Annotated in this window: 15 protein-coding genes, 1 other RNA gene and 1 pseudogene; 14 read left to right on the top strand and 3 right to left on the bottom strand. The window is 56.3% G+C overall.

The annotated features are described in order from the left end of the window. The 3 genes from AC3B5A_RS04720 to leuA form a co-directional block, all read left to right on the top strand. On the top strand, nucleotides 1–473 hold a 473-nt coding region (locus tag AC3B5A_RS04720), incomplete at its 5' end, for an Asd/ArgC dimerization domain-containing protein (protein WP_489799260.1). A gap of 105 nt (nucleotides 474–578) precedes the next feature. Next, nucleotides 579–1,199, top strand: coding sequence for a DUF5701 family protein (locus AC3B5A_RS04715; protein WP_489799258.1), 621 nt, complete (start codon nucleotides 579–581; stop codon nucleotides 1,197–1,199). 252 nt (nucleotides 1,200–1,451) lie between these two features. Further along, entirely contained in the window at nucleotides 1,452–3,416 is a 1,965-nt protein-coding gene (leuA, locus tag AC3B5A_RS04710; protein WP_489799256.1) for a 2-isopropylmalate synthase, read from the top strand. Between the two features lie 207 nt (nucleotides 3,417–3,623). Here the strand turns inward: leuA and AC3B5A_RS04705 are convergent, their stop codons facing one another. Then, nucleotides 3,624–6,038, bottom strand: a complete 2,415-nt coding sequence (locus AC3B5A_RS04705) for a transglycosylase domain-containing protein (protein WP_489799254.1) — start codon at nucleotides 6,036–6,038, stop codon at nucleotides 3,624–3,626. A gap of 232 nt (nucleotides 6,039–6,270) precedes the next feature. On the opposite strand from AC3B5A_RS04705, the gene AC3B5A_RS04700 reads away from it, so the two are divergent. The 9 genes and pseudogenes from AC3B5A_RS04700 to AC3B5A_RS04660 all read left to right on the top strand — a co-directional run bounded on the left by AC3B5A_RS04700 (nucleotide 6,271) and on the right by AC3B5A_RS04660 (nucleotide 14,751). Further along, on the top strand, nucleotides 6,271–6,966 hold the full coding sequence (locus tag AC3B5A_RS04700) for an ABC transporter ATP-binding protein (protein ID WP_489799252.1): 696 nt from the start codon (nucleotides 6,271–6,273) through the stop codon (nucleotides 6,964–6,966). Nucleotides 6,967–7,132: 166 nt separating this feature from the next. Then, complete coding sequence (locus tag AC3B5A_RS04695; protein WP_489799250.1) at nucleotides 7,133–8,383, top strand: sensor histidine kinase; 1,251 nt, start codon at nucleotides 7,133–7,135, stop codon at nucleotides 8,381–8,383. An 8-nt stretch (nucleotides 8,384–8,391) separates the two neighbouring features. Further along, nucleotides 8,392–9,069, top strand: a pseudogene (locus tag AC3B5A_RS04690) (response regulator transcription factor). Nucleotides 9,070–9,317: 248 nt separating this feature from the next. Next, nucleotides 9,318–10,460 carry an inositol-3-phosphate synthase gene (locus AC3B5A_RS04685; RefSeq protein WP_489799248.1) on the top strand — a complete coding sequence of 381 codons (1,143 nt, stop codon included), beginning with the start codon at nucleotides 9,318–9,320 and terminating at the stop codon, nucleotides 10,458–10,460. A gap of 302 nt (nucleotides 10,461–10,762) precedes the next feature. Then, nucleotides 10,763–10,859, top strand: an RNA gene (gene ffs, locus AC3B5A_RS04680) — signal recognition particle sRNA small type. 159 nt (nucleotides 10,860–11,018) lie between these two features. Further along, the gene (locus tag AC3B5A_RS04675; RefSeq protein ID WP_489799246.1) at nucleotides 11,019–11,957 is read left to right on the top strand and encodes an aldo/keto reductase; all 939 of its coding nucleotides are present in this window, start codon (nucleotides 11,019–11,021) and stop codon (nucleotides 11,955–11,957) included. Between the two features lie 225 nt (nucleotides 11,958–12,182). Further along, entirely contained in the window at nucleotides 12,183–12,446 is a 264-nt protein-coding gene (locus AC3B5A_RS04670) for a hypothetical protein (RefSeq protein ID WP_489799244.1), read from the top strand. Nucleotides 12,447–12,878: 432 nt separating this feature from the next. Then, nucleotides 12,879–13,517 (top strand): DUF1310 family protein, encoded by a 639-nt coding sequence (locus AC3B5A_RS04665; protein ID WP_489799242.1) that lies wholly within the window; start codon nucleotides 12,879–12,881, stop codon nucleotides 13,515–13,517. After that, nucleotides 13,504–14,751: a hypothetical protein gene (locus AC3B5A_RS04660; RefSeq protein ID WP_489799240.1), complete on the top strand. Its 1,248-nt coding sequence runs from the start codon at nucleotides 13,504–13,506 to the stop codon at nucleotides 14,749–14,751. The genes AC3B5A_RS04665 and AC3B5A_RS04660 overlap by 14 nt, the downstream gene beginning before the upstream one ends. A gap of 38 nt (nucleotides 14,752–14,789) precedes the next feature. On the opposite strand, the gene AC3B5A_RS04655 is transcribed toward AC3B5A_RS04660, so the two are convergent. Continuing rightward, the gene (locus AC3B5A_RS04655) at nucleotides 14,790–15,290 is read right to left on the bottom strand and encodes a hypothetical protein (protein ID WP_489799238.1); all 501 of its coding nucleotides are present in this window, start codon (nucleotides 15,288–15,290) and stop codon (nucleotides 14,790–14,792) included. Here AC3B5A_RS04655 and AC3B5A_RS04650 point away from each other — a divergent pair. Together AC3B5A_RS04650 and AC3B5A_RS04645 are read left to right on the top strand one after the other, a co-directional pair. Next, nucleotides 15,281–15,628, top strand: coding sequence for a hypothetical protein (locus tag AC3B5A_RS04650; RefSeq protein ID WP_489799236.1), 348 nt, complete (start codon nucleotides 15,281–15,283; stop codon nucleotides 15,626–15,628). The two genes, AC3B5A_RS04655 and AC3B5A_RS04650, sit on opposite strands and share 10 nt — an antisense overlap. 76 nt (nucleotides 15,629–15,704) lie before the next feature. Further along, on the top strand, nucleotides 15,705–16,565 hold the full coding sequence (locus AC3B5A_RS04645) for a TrmH family RNA methyltransferase (protein ID WP_489799234.1): 861 nt from the start codon (nucleotides 15,705–15,707) through the stop codon (nucleotides 16,563–16,565). Nucleotides 16,566–16,719: 154 nt separating this feature from the next. Here the strand turns inward: AC3B5A_RS04645 and AC3B5A_RS04640 are convergent, their stop codons facing one another. Beyond that, complete coding sequence (locus AC3B5A_RS04640; protein WP_489799233.1) at nucleotides 16,720–17,505, bottom strand: nitroreductase family protein; 786 nt, start codon at nucleotides 17,503–17,505, stop codon at nucleotides 16,720–16,722. Nucleotides 17,506–17,554 lie beyond the last annotated feature (49 nt).

The raw sequence follows: 17,554 nt of genomic DNA, 5'->3' as shown, positions 1-17,554 counted from the left end.
AGCCCACCAAGGTGGCGCGCACCATTGCGTTCAACGTGGTGCCGTTCATCGGCGACCTGGCCTCGGACGGGTCGGAGGAGACCGATGAGGAACAGAAGCTGCGCAACGAAAGCCGCAAGATTCTGCACCTGCCGGATTTGGCGGCTTCATGCACCTGTGTGCGAGTGGGTATTTTCACCTCGCATGGCATGAGCGTCAACGCCGAGTTCGAACATGATGTTACGCCCGACGAGGCTCGCCAAACGCTCAACGGTGCTCCTGGAGTAGAGCTCAACGATATTCCTACTCCCCAGCTGGCTGCCGGCCGCGACCCGAGCTTTGTGGGACGCATTCGGCAAGACCAGGCGGTGATCGGGCACAAAGGTCTGTCGTTCTTTATCACGAACGACAACCTGCGTAAGGGTGCCGCGCTGAATGCCGTGGAGCTGGCCGAGCTCATCGCCCGCAAGCATTTTGCCGACCGGCTTGACTGATTTCCCCTCTGTGCTGTCTGCATCATTGCTGCCACAGTAGGCCTTCCGTCTTGTCTGTCAGCGCTATCGCGCGCCAACGGGTGAGGCATGTGTGATACTGGAGGCATGTCGAAGGCATATGAGGAAGCGTGCAGGCAGCTCGATCGCATAGTGGCGCTGGGATACCCGGATGTGGCGGACATGAGTTCCGAAGCGTTCCGGGCTCTGGCTCAACCGCTGTTGGGAGCGCTCAAAACCAGTGATTTAGGCAGGAACATTCTGTTGGTTCCTACCCACGAGCTGGTGTCCCCGGAGTCGCTTATAGCGCGAACGAGCATTAACCGCCTGGCAGGATTCACCACCATGCCGCCGCGCGATGTTGCCAGTTTTCTGCCCCAGCCCGGTTTCGAGCCGCCCGAAGGTCCGTTCTACTTGGTTGTGGATCCTCATACCGGGACGAATTACGTAAACCGTGAGCCGGATGTGGCGCGCAAACTCATCGATTCGGACGAGCGCATACCGCTCACCCTCGAGGAAGGACTTGCCATCGCCACCCAGCATCCTGACTGGTTGCTGCAGAAGAACGGTTTCAATCTGCTCGGCTCGCGCAGTTCCGACGGTCGATATCCGAGCATCTGGCTCAGTCAAAGAGCACCGCGCTTAGGGTCGGTGTGGCCCAACTCGCGCCATACGTGGCTGGGCAACGCCTTCTGCGTGGCGCGGCGCGGTGTTTCGCTCTTCCGGTAGCGAGAGCTCGACATACCTCTATCTCTCCTTACACCGGCCCTTATGCAGGCAGCGGGCAGCGGGAAGCTGGCAGCCGGCATGGCAAAAGTGACATTTCGATGCCCATACTCTGGAACAGCCGTCGCATGGCGGCACTGCCCGTGTTAGCGTGGCAGCACCATCTGCAACTGAGCGTCCGGAGAGCCGGGCGCTTTATTGCTTACGCATCCGCGCGGTTTCGCTGCCGCGCCGCAACACCAAGAAGGAGGAACAATGGGTCAAGGTCAGTCAAACGAGCTGCATGGCACCAGCGCTGAGACCGGTAGTCAATCGTCGGTATTCGACCTCGCAGCGCAGGCTGCGGCATCAAATGGAGGGAACAACGACCTGCTGCTTGCTCCTTCACGTTTCATCGGTGAACCGCAAAAGCCCAGCGCCATGCCGTATTCCAAGTATGCCGCCTACAACCTGCAGGTGCCATTTGACTATCCGCAGCGTACCTGGCCTTCCAAGCGTCTGGAGCGCGCCCCGCGTTGGTGTTCGGTCGATCTGCGCGACGGCAATCAGGCGCTGGTCAACCCGATGGACAATGAGCGCAAGCTTCGCTTCTGGAACCTGCTTATCTCCATGGGTTTCAAAGAGATCGAAGTGGGGTTCCCCTCCGCTTCCGACACGGATTACAATTTTGTGCGTCTGCTCATCGAGCGTGAACTCATCCCCGACGACGTCACCATCGTGGTGCTCACGCAAGCTCGAGAACACTTGATACGCAAGACCTACGAATGCCTGCGCGGAGCCAAGCGCGCCATCGTGCACTTCTACAATTCCGTCTCCGTGCTCCAACGTGAGGTGGTGTTCCGCAAGGATCGTTCCGGCATCAAGGAACTGGCGGTCAACGCAGCGGTGCTGTGCCGCGAATTGGAGGGAGATGCCGGACAAACCGAGCTGTATTACGAGTATTCCCCCGAATCGTTCACCGGTACCGAGCCGGAGTATGCGCTCGAGGTGTGCAACGCCGTCATCGACGTGATTCGTCCTACTCCTGAACACCGCATGGTCATCAATCTGCCTGCTACGGTGGAGATGACTACGCCCAACGTGTTCGCCGACCAGGTGGAGTACATGTCGAACAATCTCCAAGACCGCGATTCCATTGTGCTTTCGCTGCATCCTCACAACGATGAGGGCATGAGTGTGGCCGCTGCCGAACTGGGTCTGCTGGCCGGTGCCGACCGCATCGAAGGCTGCCTGCTGGGCAACGGTGAGCGCACCGGTAACGTCGACCTGCTCACCTTGGGTTTGAACTTGCTCACCCAAGGCATTGACCCACAGATCGACTATTCAAATGTGCCTGAGATCCGCAGGACGGTCGAATACTGCAACCAGGTAAAAGTGGACGAGCGGCACCCCTATGTGGGTGATTTCGTCTTCACCGCATTTTCCGGCTCGCACCAGGACGCCATCAAGAAGGGTTTGGAAGCGCGCAGCATGGCCGCGGATATGGCCGATTCCAACCTGGAAAGCTTCCTGTGGCTGGTACCTTACCTGCCTATCGATCCCAAAGACATAGGCCGCAGCTACGAGGCCATCATTCGCGTCAACTCGCAGTCCGGCAAGGGCGGCATGGCGTATCTGCTCAAAGCCAACCATCACCTCGACCTGCCCAAGCGCTTGCAGGTGGAGTTCGAGAAAGTGGTGCAAAACTACGCCGACACGTCCGACCGCGAGGTGAAGGACGACGAGATTTGGCGCCTGTTCAAGGACGAGTATCTGCCTGTTGAAGAGCAGGGTACCGTGGCTGCCGGGGAAGCCGTGGGAGATCGCGGGGATGAGACCCTTGAGCAGTGGGGACGTCTCAAACTGCTCAACGTGTCCATCGCCTCCGGCGAGAACGGTTCCGACACCAAGCTTGATGCCACGCTGCTGGACGCCGATCCGGCGTTCGCACAGCTTGAGGGGGACGGCAAACCGGTGGAGCGCAAGGTTTCCGGTCGAGGCAATGGACCGCTTGATGCATTCCTGAACGCTCTGAATTCCATTGGGTTCGAGGTGTCTGTGCAGGATTACGCCGAGCATGCCATGACGGCCGGAACCGACGCGTTGGCGGCCTCCTATGTGGAGTGTCGTATAGGCGGGGAAGCAGACGAGCGTGTTATCTGGGGCGTGGGTATCGACTCGTCCATTGCCACCAGCTCGCTCAAAGCCATTATCTCGGCCATCAACCGTTCGCTGAGGTAGTGCGGAGCTGTTCGGCTGGCGTGCATGCCGTGTGGTGTTGTTATGGGCACCGTACGGCGTGTTCGCGTCACAATCCGTCGGCTTGGGCTGGCTGTGTGCGCTCGGTAGGGCGAGGCAAGAACAACAGCCGCAGTAGCAGTTGAAGCAAATAATAAAGGTCTCGAACTTGTACGTGTCAAGTTCGAGACCTTTATGCGTTGCCCAACGTTACTGTGTTGGTGCTGGCTGACCGGAGTCCGGTGGTGTTCCGCCGCCCTGCCCACTTTGCCCGTTCGGCGTGGTCGGCTGGGGTGTGGCGTTCTGCTGTGGGACGGTTGCCGGAGCCTGTCCGTTGGTCGCGCCCGGGGTGCCGTTGGTGCCATCCTGGCTTCCCTCATTGGGCTTGGTGCCGTACGAGCGGCGCGGTGTGGTATCGACGTCGCCGCTACCGGCGGAGCTGCCGCGCCCGGCACCGGTGCCCCACGACCCATCCGGGCCGCCCACTTTGCCGGTGTCTTTGGCTACGGGGAACGGTTCGTTCGGCGTATCGGCCAATGCTCGGCGCATGTACTCAGTGAAGAGGTGAACCGGATAGTCGCTGCCGCCGGTGTAGCGCCCGAAGTTCGGGATTTCGCGCGGTGCGCCGTTCTCGTCCGGGTACCAGATGCCGAACACGGTCACCGTATTGGGTGTGAAGCCGGCAAAGCTGCCTGCGGTGCCGTCGTTGGCGGTACCGGACTTGCCTGCCACGGTTTTGCCGATCCGCTTGGCTTCAGTGGCGGTACCGTACTGAACGGTGCCGGTCATCGCCTTGGTGACCAATGCCGCATCGTTGGACTTGAACACGGGCTGTGCGTCCACCGGCGACTTGTACATGTCCTTGTTCTCGGCATCCTTCACGCTGGCCACGATGTGCACCGTGGGCCGGTTGCCCTGATTGGCGATGGTGGCGTACGCCTGGGCGATGTCGCTGATATGCACTGCGTCGTTGCCCAGCACGGTGAACGGGTTGTCCCCGTTGACCAGCTTGGGGCTGATGCCGGCCTCCTGTGCGGTCTTGGCCACGGTCTTGGCACCCAAGTGGTCCTGCAAATCCATGTAGATGGTGTTGACCGAGTGGGCTGTGGCGTTGTACAGGTTGGTATATCCGAACTGCTCGTTGCCGAAGTTCTTGACCGGGGCTGCGATGTTGGGGTAGGTGCGCGGCGAGTTGCCGTTGAACACGGTGTTGAGGCTCACGCCCGCCTGCACGGCTGCCATGAGCGCGAACGGCTTCATGGTGGAACCCGGTTCGTACTTGGCTTGGGTGGCGTTGTTGAGCTGTTTGGTGAGGTAGTCGTCGCCGGCGTAGACCGATTGGATGGCACCGTTCTTGGGGTCGACGCTCATGCCGCCTATCTGCATGCCGTCCGGTACGATGCCTTTGCCTCCCTTGCTGGGGCTGGCCACGTCGAACATGGTGTCTTGCTTCGCTTTGTCGATGGTGGTGACGATTTTGTACCCGCCGGTGTCAAGATCGTTCTTGGTGAAGGTCTTGCTGTTGATGAGCTCGTCGCGCACCATTTGCAGCAGGTACCCTTGCGGCCCCTCGTACCAGTTGGGCTGGGTCTGTTGCGGCACGGTCTGCGGTGGTGTCTGTGCGGCTTTTTTGTCTGCAGCGGAGATGAACCCTTCGTCCTTCATGCTGTTGATAACGCGCACGTAGCGTTTCTGCGCCATGTCGGGACTGACCGCCGGGTCCCATGCGGTCGGTGCGGGGATGATGCCGGCCAGCATGGCGGCCTCGGGCAGTGTGAGGTCTTTGGCGTCCTTGTTGTAATAGGCTTTGGCCGCCGCCTGGATGCCGTATGCGCCGCGCCCCAGATAGATGGTGTTCATGTAGTTGCAGAGCACCTGGTCTTTGTCTTGCGTCTGCGCGATTTTCAACGCGAGAATGGCCTCGTGAATCTTGCCGAGATAGGTGTCGGTCTGTCCCAAGTAATACCGTTCGGCGTATTGCTGGGTGATGGTGGATGCGCCTTGTCTGGCCCCGCCGGAGAGGTTGTTGACCAATGCTCGGGCGATGCCCTTGAGGTCGATGCCCTTGTCCTGGTAGAACGTGCGGTTCTCTGAGGCCACGATGGCATTGCCCACGTATTTGGGCAGGGCAGAGCAGTCGATGATGTCGCGGTTCTGCTCGGCGAACGTGCCCATCTCGGTGGTGCCGTCGGCATAATAGACGGTTGTTTTCGCCGCCATGGCCATCTTTTCTGGCGGCGGCACTTCGGTGGAGACATACAGATAGGCGAACGCGGCGACACCCAGTGCCAGAAGCGTTGCCAGAATGCCCAGCAGCCACAGGAAAATATGATGCTTTTTGCGCGGCTTGCCGTTGTTTTTGTTGTTCCGCCCGCGCCCGGGTCCCCGGCCACCATTGCCTGAACCGCGTGACGACTTCTTGCGTGTGCTGCGCTGCGAATCGACGCTCTCATACTTGCCCCGCCCGCTGCCTTGAGAGCCGTTCCTGCTGGGAATCGGCGGAGCGGGAACGGGCATGGCTGCAGTGCCTCCACCTGCCCCGGCGTGCGAGGCGGTGGTGCGTCCCGCGCTGCGTGCGCGGGAGTTTGCGGTGTGAGCTGAAGCCCTTCGTTCCCTAGAAGACATAGCCACTACCGTAACCGCTGCCCCTGAGAAAAGCCATGGATGCAGCCTCAAATCCCTTAGTGGCGTAAGGGTAGTGTGACGCTGCTGTCATTCGTTCGCATGCGACCGCTGCGCGACTATGAACCATATATAGGTGTGTCTACTCAAGTGGACATATTCGTTGTGCTGATTGCACGGCTGCAGGAACGAGGCTTGTATAGACATTAGGCAAGTTGCACGGAAAGGTGAAAACATGAGTGAATACCAAGAGGCTCGTCCACAGCTGGCTGTGATGACTGAGAATCTAGTGAAATCGTACGACAAGTTCAATGCGGTGGACGGCTTGAATCTTCAAGTACCGCTAGGCGGCGTCTATGGTTTGCTCGGACCAAACGGTGCAGGCAAATCCGCGACCATGAAACTGTTGCTCGGCCTGACTGCCTCCAGTTCCGGCAGGATGTGGATGCTGGGGCAGCAAGTGGGTTCCAAGAGCCGTCTCCAGCCTGGACGAGTAGGCTCCATGATCGAAGGTCCCAGCTTCTACCCGGGGTTGTCTGGATTGGACAACTGCCGGATGGTGGCCGATTATCTGGGGTTGCCAAGCTCAGCGGTGCCTGCCGTGCTGACCAAAGTAGGACTGCGCGGGCATGAGGGCAAGAAAGCCGGCGCGTATTCGCTGGGCATGAAGCAGCGCCTGGGGATTGCTATGGCGTTGATTTCGCGGCCTGAGCTCCTGTTGCTCGACGAGCCGACTAATGGCCTTGATGCCGAGGCCGTCGTGGAAGTGCGGCAGATGATTGTGGACTTGGCTCACTCAAGCGGTTGCAGCGAAAACGGAGTCCTTCGCCGGTACCATGTCCATCATGTTCGTACTCACGCTGGTTGGCTGCGTGCTTTCGATTGCGTCACCGTCTTTGGCGGTGCCCTACCCGTTGGCGCTGATCACTAGCGCTTCAGCCGCAAGAAATCTGAACGACATCGCTTCAATTTCTTCCCTGATGACCGCGACCATAGTAGCAGCCATTTGGGTGATAGTCAGCGCCGTCATCTTCCGTAAACTAGCTAAAAAAGCCATCTAGCTGCACTGCTGATACTGTGAGGGCAAGGGGGAACGTATGAAGTGGGGTGAAAAACTACGTCGTTGGATTGAGATTTGGAACCGTCCGACCATGGCGTATGTGATGGTCTTCTTTTGCGCCTTGTATGAGACCGTGCTCGTTACGCGATTGCTGCTCTCCCCCAATGTCGCCAATCAGACCTTGCAGCGTATGCGCGATACCACAGTGTGGGGCTTGCCGCTGTTCGTCATCATCATTGTTCTGGCAGTAGCGCTTCTGGTGTTGAGGCGGCAGCGGCCAACAGTGAGTGTTCTAGCCATATCGGTGCTTATGCTTATTACAGCTGTGCTATATGGCTCAGCATATACGTATTTACTGTTGCTGTGGATTGTGGACATATACGCCTGCACGGTAGAAACCCGAAAGCCGCTGACGCTCACTATCAGTCTCCTGTTGGCTGGCATGTTTGGAGTGGCTAGCGTTGCTGTGGCTGCTGTATGGCACCATGATGGTTCTACTGGGCTGCTCTATCCAACGGTTCTGTGCTTTGCCTTATGCGTGTTCTTTGGCATTATTTCTAGGACCCAGCGAGAGCGATATCTATCGGAGCAAGCGCTGATCAACGAGCGGGAACGCAGCCTGCATCTCACGGAGGAACGTGATCAGGCCGTCAACCAATCGAAAATCGCTGCAGAACTTCACGACAGCGTCGGCCACGATCTTACTGCCATCATTGCGCTTTCTGAAGGACTTGACAACAGTACCGGGAACCCTGAAATCGATGATGCCATAACGATGATCAACGATTTGGCAAGGCAGGGACTGGCTGATACCAGAATAGCCGTGAAAGCGCTTCAGTCTGCCAGTACTGCGGATGCATCGCAGCGCTCGCAGGAGGGGCGGCAACATCAATGGGATGACATTCACCAGATTCTCAGCCATGCCAGGCAGATAGGCATGATTGTCGCGTTCACCGAGACGGGGCGCAGGCCGCAAGATAGCGTGCAAGCCGATTTGAGCTTCACTATTACGAGAGAAGCTGTCACCAATGCTATTCGGCACGGGCAATCAGTAGATCGCATCGTAATATCGTGGGATCATGACGCTGAGGGCGCTGTTGCCATAACTATCAGAGATAACGGTCAGAAGGCTACAAAGGCGGACAGTACCGGAACTGGACTGAGTCGTCTCCAAGGCCTTGTACAGGAACGCGGCGGTACCTTCGAAGCGGGTGTGGGCACCAACGGCTGGATGGTACACGTTACTATTCCGCCTACGGTATCAGACAGCGAGCAGCAAGGAGCGTGACCTAAGCCATGATTCGTGTAATGATTGTTGACGACCAGCGCCCTGCCAGAATGGGGTTTGCTCTCATGGTCGCCAAGGACCCAATGCTGCAGGTGGTAGGGCAGGCGGGGAACGGTCAGGAAGCCCTCGAGCTGCTGGATACGTGCAGTCGTCAGCGGCAGCCTCTTCCGGATGTGGTGCTCATGGATGTGCGCATGCCGGTGATGGATGGTTTGGACGCTACCAGCGTCATCAAAGACCGTTACCCGTCGATTCGAGTGCTTATTTTGACTACGTACGATCAAGACGACTATGCTTTCGGTGGTTTGAGCGCAGGCGCGTCTGGTTTTCTGCTTAAAGATGTGAAGACAGCGGATCTGTGCCGGGCAATCCGATCGGTATATGCCGGGGATGCCATACTGACTCCTCGTATTACCAGTGAAGTGATTAAATGAGGCATTGCTCATGAAACAGCAAATAACGTGGAGCAGGAGCTGCAGCAGCGATTTGCAACGCTGGGCCGGCGCGAGTTCGAAGTAGCGTCTCTGGTCAGCGAGGGGCTTGCCAATGCTGAAATCGCGGAACAGCTAGGAATTCAACCTGACTTTGTCAAAAAGACAGTGAGCCGTGTGCTGAGCAAACTCGGTGTCAGGGAGCGGGTAAACATAGCTGTGCTGTGGTACAAGGCCGGGCTGGATACCAAGTAGGCGGGTTCATGCGGCTTGTGGCGTATGGCTCGTGACTTACGGCGTATGGTGCATGGTGCCTTGCAAGCAGAGCGAGGAGCGTCTTCAATTGGCTGCTGCGTGCGTAGTATTTTCCGTCTCTCTCGTCGCTGGTTTGTTGCGGGCGGCATGCTGATTGCGGTCCGTGTTGCGCTAGGATATTCGGTTTTCGGCATTTTGAGCTAAACTGTTGTGTTGGAACAACATGTAGAAACTTTAGAGGAGTCATTATGAGCATTCGCGTGGCTGTTGCAGGCATAGGTAACTGTGCTTCTTCGCTGATTCAGGGCGTGGAGTATTACAAGGACACCAAGGACGAGGACAAGATTCCTGGCTTGATGCACAACAACTTCGGCGGATACCGTGTGCGCGACATCGAGTTCGTGGCTGCTTTCGACGTGGATGCGCTCAAGGTTGGCAAGGACCTCTCCGAGGCCATTGATGCCTCACAGAACAACACCATCAAGTTCGCAGAGGTGCCGAACCTGGGTGTCACCGTGCAGCGTGGCCCCACCTATGACGGCTTGGGCGAGTACTACCGCCAGATGGTAGAGGAGTCGAGCGAGGCTCCGGTGGACGTGGCTCAGGTGCTGCGCGACACCAAGGCCGACGTGCTGGTCAGCTACCTGCCCGTCGGTTCCGAAGAGGCCGACAAGGCTTACGCTCAGGCCGCGATGGACGCGCACTGCGCCTTCGTGAACTGCCTGCCCGTCTTCATCGCTTCCGACCCCGAGTGGGCGCAGAAGTTCCGCGACGCCGGCGTGCCGATTGTGGGCGACGACATCAAGAGCCAGGTGGGCGCCACCATCACCCACCGCGTCATGGCGCGCCTGTTCGAGGATCGCGGCGTGCGCATCGACCGCACCTACCAGCTCAACGTGGGCGGCAACATGGACTTCATGAACATGCTGCAGCGTTCCCGCCTGGAGTCCAAGAAGATTTCCAAGACTCGCGCCGTCACCTCCATCGTGCCTCACGACATGGAAGACCGCAACGTGCACATCGGTCCTTCGGACTATGTGGCGTGGCTCGACGACCGCAAGTTCGCGTTCGTGCGCTTGGAAGGCACCACTTTCGGTGACGTTCCGCTCAACTTGGAGTACAAGCTCGAGGTGTGGGATTCACCGAACTCCGCCGGTATCGTCATCGACGCCGTGCGCGCCGCCAAGATTGCGCTCGACCGCGGTCTGGCCGGCCCGGTGCTTGCCCCCAGCTCCTACTTCATGAAGTCCCCGGCTGTGCAGCACGAGGACAATGAGGCTCGCCAGCTGGTTGAGAAGTTCATCGCAGGCGAGGTTGAGGCCGATGAGGCCAGCCTCGATGCTGATGTGGCCGATGCCAAGGCTAACGGCAAGGACGTTTGGAACGCCTGAGCTTTAAGCTGAAGCGATGAAGAAGCCTTAAAACTAAGACCTCAAACGTAAAACTCCCGCAGTTACTACCGAAATGAGTAGTGCTGTGGGAGTTTTCTATATAGCCAGTGGGCTTCATGCCCCTTTTTCATGCTGTTTTCGTTCCGTGAGTACTCTTCCGAGGTCATCGTCGGAGACTGATTTTGAAAGTGTTGGAATTCCGCCATTCTTCAAAATGCTATTGCGTTGAGCTGCGTGAAAAGTACTCACGGAATGTACGCTGCGTGGTTTGTGGCGTGCGGTCTGAGCATGGCGGTACACTGGTCAAGCCTTCACGTGGCGTTATGTCGCCCAATCCCCCCAGGGCAGGAATGCAGCAAGGGTAAGCGGCCTCTGTCGGGTGCGTGAAGGTTTACTCTTTTAAGTTCAACAGTGGCGTTGGCTTTGCTTTGAATCATGTCGCTGTGTAAGTCTGTTCTCGACCATGCGTGAGAAGATGGAACTGCAAGTGTCGGCGCGGCACAGCGCAACAAGGCTGGTTGCGGCGTTGGCGGTTTGTCAAGTTTCGAGGAGGAATGAATGCGACAGCAAGAATTAGGCACATCGGGTCTTACGGTTTCACGTGTGGCGCTGGGAGTGATGCGCATCCACGAGAAAACTGCTGCCGAGGCTCAAGAAGTCGTGCAGACGGCGCTGGACGGTGGCGTAAACTTCTTCGACACCGCTGACTGCTACACCGCAGGGGAGAGCAGCAGGCGTTTCGGTCAGGCGTTCAAAGATACGGGCGTTGACCGTGAATCGGTGTATGTGCAGACCAAGTTTGGCATTTACAACAACCCGGACACGAACACCATCACACGTTATGATTTCTCAAAAAAGCACCTGCTGGAGGCTCTGGACAGTGAGTTGGAGAATCTACAGACCGACTATGTGGACTTTGTGCTGTTGCACCGGCCGGACACGTTGGTGGATCTTGATGAGCTGGCGCAGGCGTTCAACGAGTTGCAGAACAGTGGTAAGGTGCGTCATTTTGGCGTGAGCAACGTCAATCCTATGCAGGTGGAAATGCTGCAAAGTGCGGTTGGGCAGGAGCTTGAGGTCAACCAGTTGCAGTTCAGCTTGGGACATACCGGCATGGTGGATCAGGAGATTCACGTGAACATGGCGGATGAACCGAGCCTAGATCATGATGGTGGGTTAATCAGTTATTCGCGGCTGAAGCGTATGACGATTCAGGCTTGGAGCCCTTTCCAGACTGGTTATTTCGGTGGTGTGTTTGTTGATAATCCGCAATATCCGGAGCTTAATGAGGAAATGGAACGTGTGGCGCAGGCGCATGGGGTGACGAAGAATGCGATTGCTGTGGCTTGGATTTTGCGCCACCCGGCGAATATGCAGGTGTTGTTGGGGTCGATGAATCCCGGGCGGTTGCGTGAGATGATGGCGGGCTCAGAGGTAGATTTGAGCGCTCAGGAATGGTATGACCTGTATGTTTCTGCCGGGCATGATTTGCCCTAAGCGGTAAAAAGAAGGTGGCGAGCCCCATGTGCTGACGGTTTGCGTTGCACGCTTCTGGGGCCTGCCGCCGTCAGAAACTGTCCCAGTGCGTGGCTGGTTTGCGCGTGGGGCAGCAGGGCTCTCTGCGTTGCGCGTGGTGTGGTGGGGACTGCGAATGTTTCGTGCAGACCGTGGATAGGGTTCCTCACTTGCGCGTGGTGGGTGGCATGCGGCTAGGATGTGAACATGCACTATTTCACCCCGAAGCGCTGCACCGAGTCGAATAAGATTATGTATCACGACCGTGCCACGGCTCTGCGTGCCGCAGATCAGAGCTTCATCGAGCGCGGGACTGAGCTGTGGGTGTATCAGTGTGAATTTTGCGGGAACTGGCATTTGACTCACCGCGATCCCAAAGATACTGCGGTGTTCGCGTCGATGCGGGCTGGATCAGGAGCTGGGCGCAAGCAGCACTCGCGTAAGCGTGGGTTTAAGCCGCGCCGGCGGTAGTCATGAGACTGCGGGGCGTGTGAACGCTTCGCGAGTGTAGAGTGTATATGAGCAGAACGGTTCTTGTCGTGTGGCTGCCTTGTGGTTTTGGTTGTGTGGTCCTTCTGTTGCCCAAAGTGGCTATTTATTAGGGACCATGACTTGCAATATAGGCGCGTAGTGAGCGTCGTTTTGGTATGAGTGCTGCTGTCTTGGCGCGTCCGGTTGTTGTTTATGGTATTTACTGTGCACCGGTGTCTATTGGTGTGGGCGTTGTGGGAGTAGGTTGAGCATAGAAGCACGCGGGAATGTGTCGAGATGAATTGTGTGGTATTGCCTAATTGTTTGTAGATTGTTCGGCGCGTTGTTAGGTGTGCTTACCAATCAAGTCTGCTATGGTTACCGATAATACAATTATGCGAATAAAGTCGGCAGTTGGAAGGGTGGTGCAAGATGGGTTTATGGCGCAAGCGAAAAGGTGTGCGAGGCGACGGTGCTGCCGGTGCGCATCCTGACGAGAATGGTTGGCAGTGGATCCAAGGGCCGTATGGTCCTGCTATTGTTGCAAAGCCAGTAAGGCGTAAGCCTCACACGCTGCTTATCATACTGTTGGTGCTGCTGGGCATTGTTGTTGCATGGGAGGGGAGTGCTTTCGGTTTGATGAAGCTTTTCTCGCCGAAGCCTATACCGAAAGACGAGATGAGCGCCATTGCGCACAGTGAAGACGCAAAACGGATATATGATAAGAGTATACGTATTTGGGACACGAAAGCATACACTCCCGAGGGCGTTATACAGTCTTATGCCGTTGACGACGACAGTACGGAGCTTAATCAAGTAGGTAAAATTCTGGTGAAGCTCATCGTTAATGACGATGAGCGATTGTATATCCAGATCAGCTTGAGTCGTGATGTAGAGGAACACGGGACTCGAGTGCCATTATCTGGGGGCGCTAGCGGTGGTTCTGGACTGTTGGACAAGATGATTAGGGACAATGGTTCGTCAGGATTCCATAAGCCAGAGGAATCACGTCCGTCGGATAAGGGGAATGCCGGTATGACGCATAGTGGAGGCCATCATGAGTACCAGTAAGCAATACACTGATGAGCAGCACAGAAAGATTGCCGAAAAAGAGTATGAGGCTCATAAAGTAGGTGATCCAGTAGAGCTTGACGATAAGACTACGGTGGGGCATGTGTCTGAAGTGGTGGACTTGCCTAACGGGTTGCAGTCGTATGTGGTAACAGACCAATCGCCTGGTGCGCCAGCTGAGCAGGTTAATCATGTGACTGTGCTGTATCAGGGTAGTCGGCAGTGGAAGGATTGGACGTCCACCAACATTCCTGTTGGCCTCGAGATCCTATCGTCTACTGTTGTGCCGGGAATGGTGAAGGCGCCATACATACCTCCCGCACAGTTTCGCTCTTCCGCAGCTTTGCTGAAAAAAACAATGGCTAAGTATCCCAATGCCACTGTGGATGTTTACGGACATTCTCTTGGCTCAATGGACGGACAATATGCGCTCGCTAGTTTGAATGACGAAGAGATCAAAAGGGTGTCAGGAGGCCATTTATATCAAGGTCCCAACATTTACAGGACACTTACACCGTTGCAAAAACGGCAAGTCGAGAAGCTGAACCGTAACGGCAACGTTCATAATTATGTAGATCCGAAAGATATTGTCGGTCTTGTTGGTTTTGGCGGCAAATACATCGGAAACCTGAAACTGGTGCAATCGATTGATGCCGGTGGTGATGGTGTAGGCGATCATGTTTCCAAACAACACAATTGGGGAGGGTATAAATTTGACAGCAATGGCAGATTGGTATTGGCTGAGCCCGACATAGACGTGGTGCGCAACGAGGTGACCACTGCGCGCAGAGCATTGGATGCGCAGCGTAGTGCGTTAGCCAAAGCCGGTGGCGGCGCTTTGACTGGGGCGCAGTCGATATGGCTTGACGAACAGGAAGCACGTATCTTGGTATCGGGCATGAATAATCTGAGCGTGCACGAGGCTGCGGAATTCGAGATGGTGATACATCAGGCAGAACGTCAGGCCGACGAACAGTGGCGTAACACTTGCCGTTCTGCCACGGCAATCGGTAAGCACCTCAACGGCAGTGAGGTGCTCGATGCACTGGCGGCTGGTGGAGCCACTCCCGAGACCATATCCAACCAACACAAAGACCATTACGTTCATGTGCTTGATGCCTTCGCGCAGCATTGCCGACAATTCGAGGAGACTGCGTCGAACATAGAGCGGGCTATCGAAACACAAGTATCCACCGATCAAGCGTTGGCGCGTCAACTGGAGGCATTGCAATGAAATATCACGGAACACCCTCATTGTGGCTATCGCAATCTTCAACATGTGTAGAGAACCAAAAGCGTCCGACCGGAAGATATAGCGCAAGCCCGAGCAGCCTCCCTCATCATACTGCCGCACGGCACTGCGGCAAGGCTGGCATTGATGAGAACGCAAGCGAAGAGCGTCGCTTGCATCGCAAACGCATCAGCATGATGGCGGAAGAAGAGCAAGACGGACAGCTGGGATGCATGCGTGCGCTTGACGAACAGGAAGAAGCGCTCATCAGCGAGCAGCAAGCCTACATAAGGTGCATGAATGACCTCGAAGTAGACGCAGTGCAATTCATCAGGCGTACGGGAGACGAACGAGGGGAAACCGCGCTCAATGAGCTCAGGAGAACTATTGATACGTATATCGTCAGTGGCAGGCAAGAGGTGAAAACGGGCATAGAACTGGTCGAACAGGCTCGTGAGCGCGTTGAACAATGTCACCGAGCAGTCGAATCTGCAGTGCAGGAAGCAGTCTCGCAACCGAGAAGGAGCATGCAATGAGTTCATTGGCATTAGCGAAGCAACAAGCTGATGATGCACGTCAAGCCGCAATCCAGCATACAGAGAAAGCGCTGCGGGAAGCACGTGAAGCGCTCGCAAGAAAATTGCGTGACGCTGAACGGGCCGTCATCCAACAGGTTGTGGCGAGTGCCCACCGGGGGCTGGCACAATGGCAACGGGTACAGACTGATGGTCGCATCAATCTGCACCTTCACCAAGCACGCAGAGACTGGAACGCGTATGCTGACATTTTTGAAGACTCTGCCAAAGGACAGTGGGCTAGCGGTGCACACAGGCAGATTGCTACGGCTTCGGAACAACTCTTGGGAATAGCGGATAGATAGGTATTCATGTGTACAATTGCACCGTACAAGACGGCAGATTTTGTAGGGTTCTGATTGAGGAATGGTGGTAGAAACGATGAGTGAACAACTGAGTGAACGAGACAACGAACAACAACAAGGTCGGCTTGACGAGCGGTTCGGTGATCCGGTAGAACGCAAGAATGATCCTGCAGTGCAGCGCATCCTGGATATCACCAAACATTCCAGAACCACCGCGAAAACGATTCTCTTGGAAGATGAAGAGCCTACATTACAAGCGCTCAGTGCTGGTGTGAAGGTTCAGGAACTCTACTTTGCAGAACACTTCCCGCCGGAAGATAGTGTTGTGCAGGAGGCCGAACGCCGGCACATACCGGTCAGGCCAGTGACCAACGATGTGCTGAAAGAGCTGTTCAAAGTCGGTAAAAAACCCAAGCTGTTTGGTGTGGCATTGGCACCCCGAGCGCTGTCACTTGATGCTCTCGCCGGAACCAAGTCCGACATCGTGGTGCTCGACGGGGTGAAAATAGTGGGCAATATCGGTGCTATTATTCGCACCTCGTATGCGCTTGGTGCGGCCGGCGTTGTGTTGGTAGACAGCGATCTGACGCGTATTACCGATGCTCGTCTTATCCGCTCCTCACGAGGGTATGTGTTCTCCCTGCCAGTGGTGCTCGCAGAAACCGGAGCATTGCGAGCGTTCCTGAACGACGAGCATATTCGCCCAGTGACATTCGATGCTCATGGGACAACTGACCTGCGCGCGCTGACCGATATCGATGACCGGCTTGCCTTCGTGATGGGAAGCGAGAAACGTGGCCCGTCGTTTGACGCATCTGGTATGAATTCGGCCACTGTCTCCATACCGATGATTCCTGAAGCGGAATCGTTGAATGTTTCCGTAGCCACCGGCATCGCACTGCAACAGCGTATGGAGCGCAACATCGCACTGCACTGAATGGCACCAGAAGTGCAGTGGAAAACGGCGGAAAACAGCGTTAGACGAACGTTGGGTGAGCGTTAGACGTTCGTGTGAGTTGGCACAAATATACAAGGGGCAGTGCCCAATAATTCGGCACTGCCCCTTGCATATGCAGACGCTAGTGAACGTATCAGCGGTCGAGGCGGAAGCCTTGCTGCTCAGCATACTTAGTGAGCGCCAGATCAAAGACGCCACGCGCCTTGGCATTGGTGGCGACTTGGTCGCTGAATGCGTCCACAGGGCGGTCGGTGTTGCGCAGATCGTAGTACTGGTGCACAGTCTCGTCGAACTCGTCCATATCCGCAAGCATCGCCTCGTCGTTCGCGGGATACGTATCATCAAAGAACTGAGCAGAACGATTCATGCGAGGCTTCAACTCAGGCTGCTGATCCGGCTTTCCAATAGCCAACCCAAGCACAGGATATGTGAACTCTGGCAGGTGAAGCAGCTCGATGAGCTGCGGGGTATCGGTCAGCACCGTACCCAATACCACACAACCCAAGCCGAGTGCATTGGCTGCGGTTTCCATAGCATGCAGTGCCAGCACGGCATCATTGTGTGACTGAACGAGTCGATACGTGGAATTCAGCGTGAATTCGTCGGAGTGCACATCGATGCCCTTGCGCTGGGCGATGGCGGCGTTGCGGTGTTCGTCGGCCACAAATATGTAAAGCAATGGAGCTTGTGCAATGTAAGGCTGATTGCCCATCTCGGCAATCTTATCCTTGATGGCTTGGTCCTTGACTCGGATAGCTGACCAGTCGTTCAGATATTGGCTGGAAGGCGCACGTTGCGCAGTGGTCTCCAATGTTGCCACGGTCTCGTCGTCAATCGGTTCAGCGGTGAACTTGCGAATCGAACGGCGGTTCAGCAGCGTTGCGATGGTTTCGTTCGTACTTGAAATAGATGAAGTCATGCGAATATTGTGCCACGTCTGGCGGCATAGGTCGAGAAGTTTTTGCTAC

The sequence above is a fragment of the Bifidobacterium sp. ESL1133 genome, from assembly GCF_058107325.1.
Note: the sequence above shows the minus strand (reverse complement) of the source record. Positions and strands in the feature narration are given on the sequence as shown.

Bases quoted from the DNA above. Each gene is read 5' to 3' on its own strand.
- AC3B5A_RS04685 (WP_489799248.1), top strand. From the start codon at position 9,318: ATGAGCATTCGCGTGGCTGTTGCAGGCATAGGTAACTGTGCTTCTTCG.
- AC3B5A_RS04665 (WP_489799242.1), top strand. From the start codon at position 12,879: ATGGGTTTATGGCGCAAGCGAAAAGGTGTGCGAGGCGACGGTGCTGCC.
- AC3B5A_RS04695 (WP_489799250.1), top strand. From the start codon at position 7,133: ATGAAGTGGGGTGAAAAACTACGTCGTTGGATTGAGATTTGGAACCGT.
- AC3B5A_RS04670 (WP_489799244.1), top strand. From the start codon at position 12,183: ATGCACTATTTCACCCCGAAGCGCTGCACCGAGTCGAATAAGATTATG.
- AC3B5A_RS04705 (WP_489799254.1), bottom strand. From the start codon at position 6,038: ATGTCTTCTAGGGAACGAAGGGCTTCAGCTCACACCGCAAACTCCCGC.
- AC3B5A_RS04715 (WP_489799258.1), top strand. From the start codon at position 579: ATGTCGAAGGCATATGAGGAAGCGTGCAGGCAGCTCGATCGCATAGTG.
- AC3B5A_RS04650 (WP_489799236.1), top strand. From the start codon at position 15,281: ATGAGTTCATTGGCATTAGCGAAGCAACAAGCTGATGATGCACGTCAA.
- AC3B5A_RS04640 (WP_489799233.1), bottom strand. From the start codon at position 17,505: ATGACTTCATCTATTTCAAGTACGAACGAAACCATCGCAACGCTGCTG.
- leuA (WP_489799256.1), top strand. From the start codon at position 1,452: ATGGGTCAAGGTCAGTCAAACGAGCTGCATGGCACCAGCGCTGAGACC.
- AC3B5A_RS04660 (WP_489799240.1), top strand. From the start codon at position 13,504: ATGAGTACCAGTAAGCAATACACTGATGAGCAGCACAGAAAGATTGCC.
- AC3B5A_RS04645 (WP_489799234.1), top strand. From the start codon at position 15,705: ATGAGTGAACAACTGAGTGAACGAGACAACGAACAACAACAAGGTCGG.
- AC3B5A_RS04675 (WP_489799246.1), top strand. From the start codon at position 11,019: ATGCGACAGCAAGAATTAGGCACATCGGGTCTTACGGTTTCACGTGTG.
- AC3B5A_RS04655 (WP_489799238.1), bottom strand. From the start codon at position 15,290: ATGAACTCATTGCATGCTCCTTCTCGGTTGCGAGACTGCTTCCTGCAC.
- AC3B5A_RS04700 (WP_489799252.1), top strand. From the start codon at position 6,271: ATGAGTGAATACCAAGAGGCTCGTCCACAGCTGGCTGTGATGACTGAG.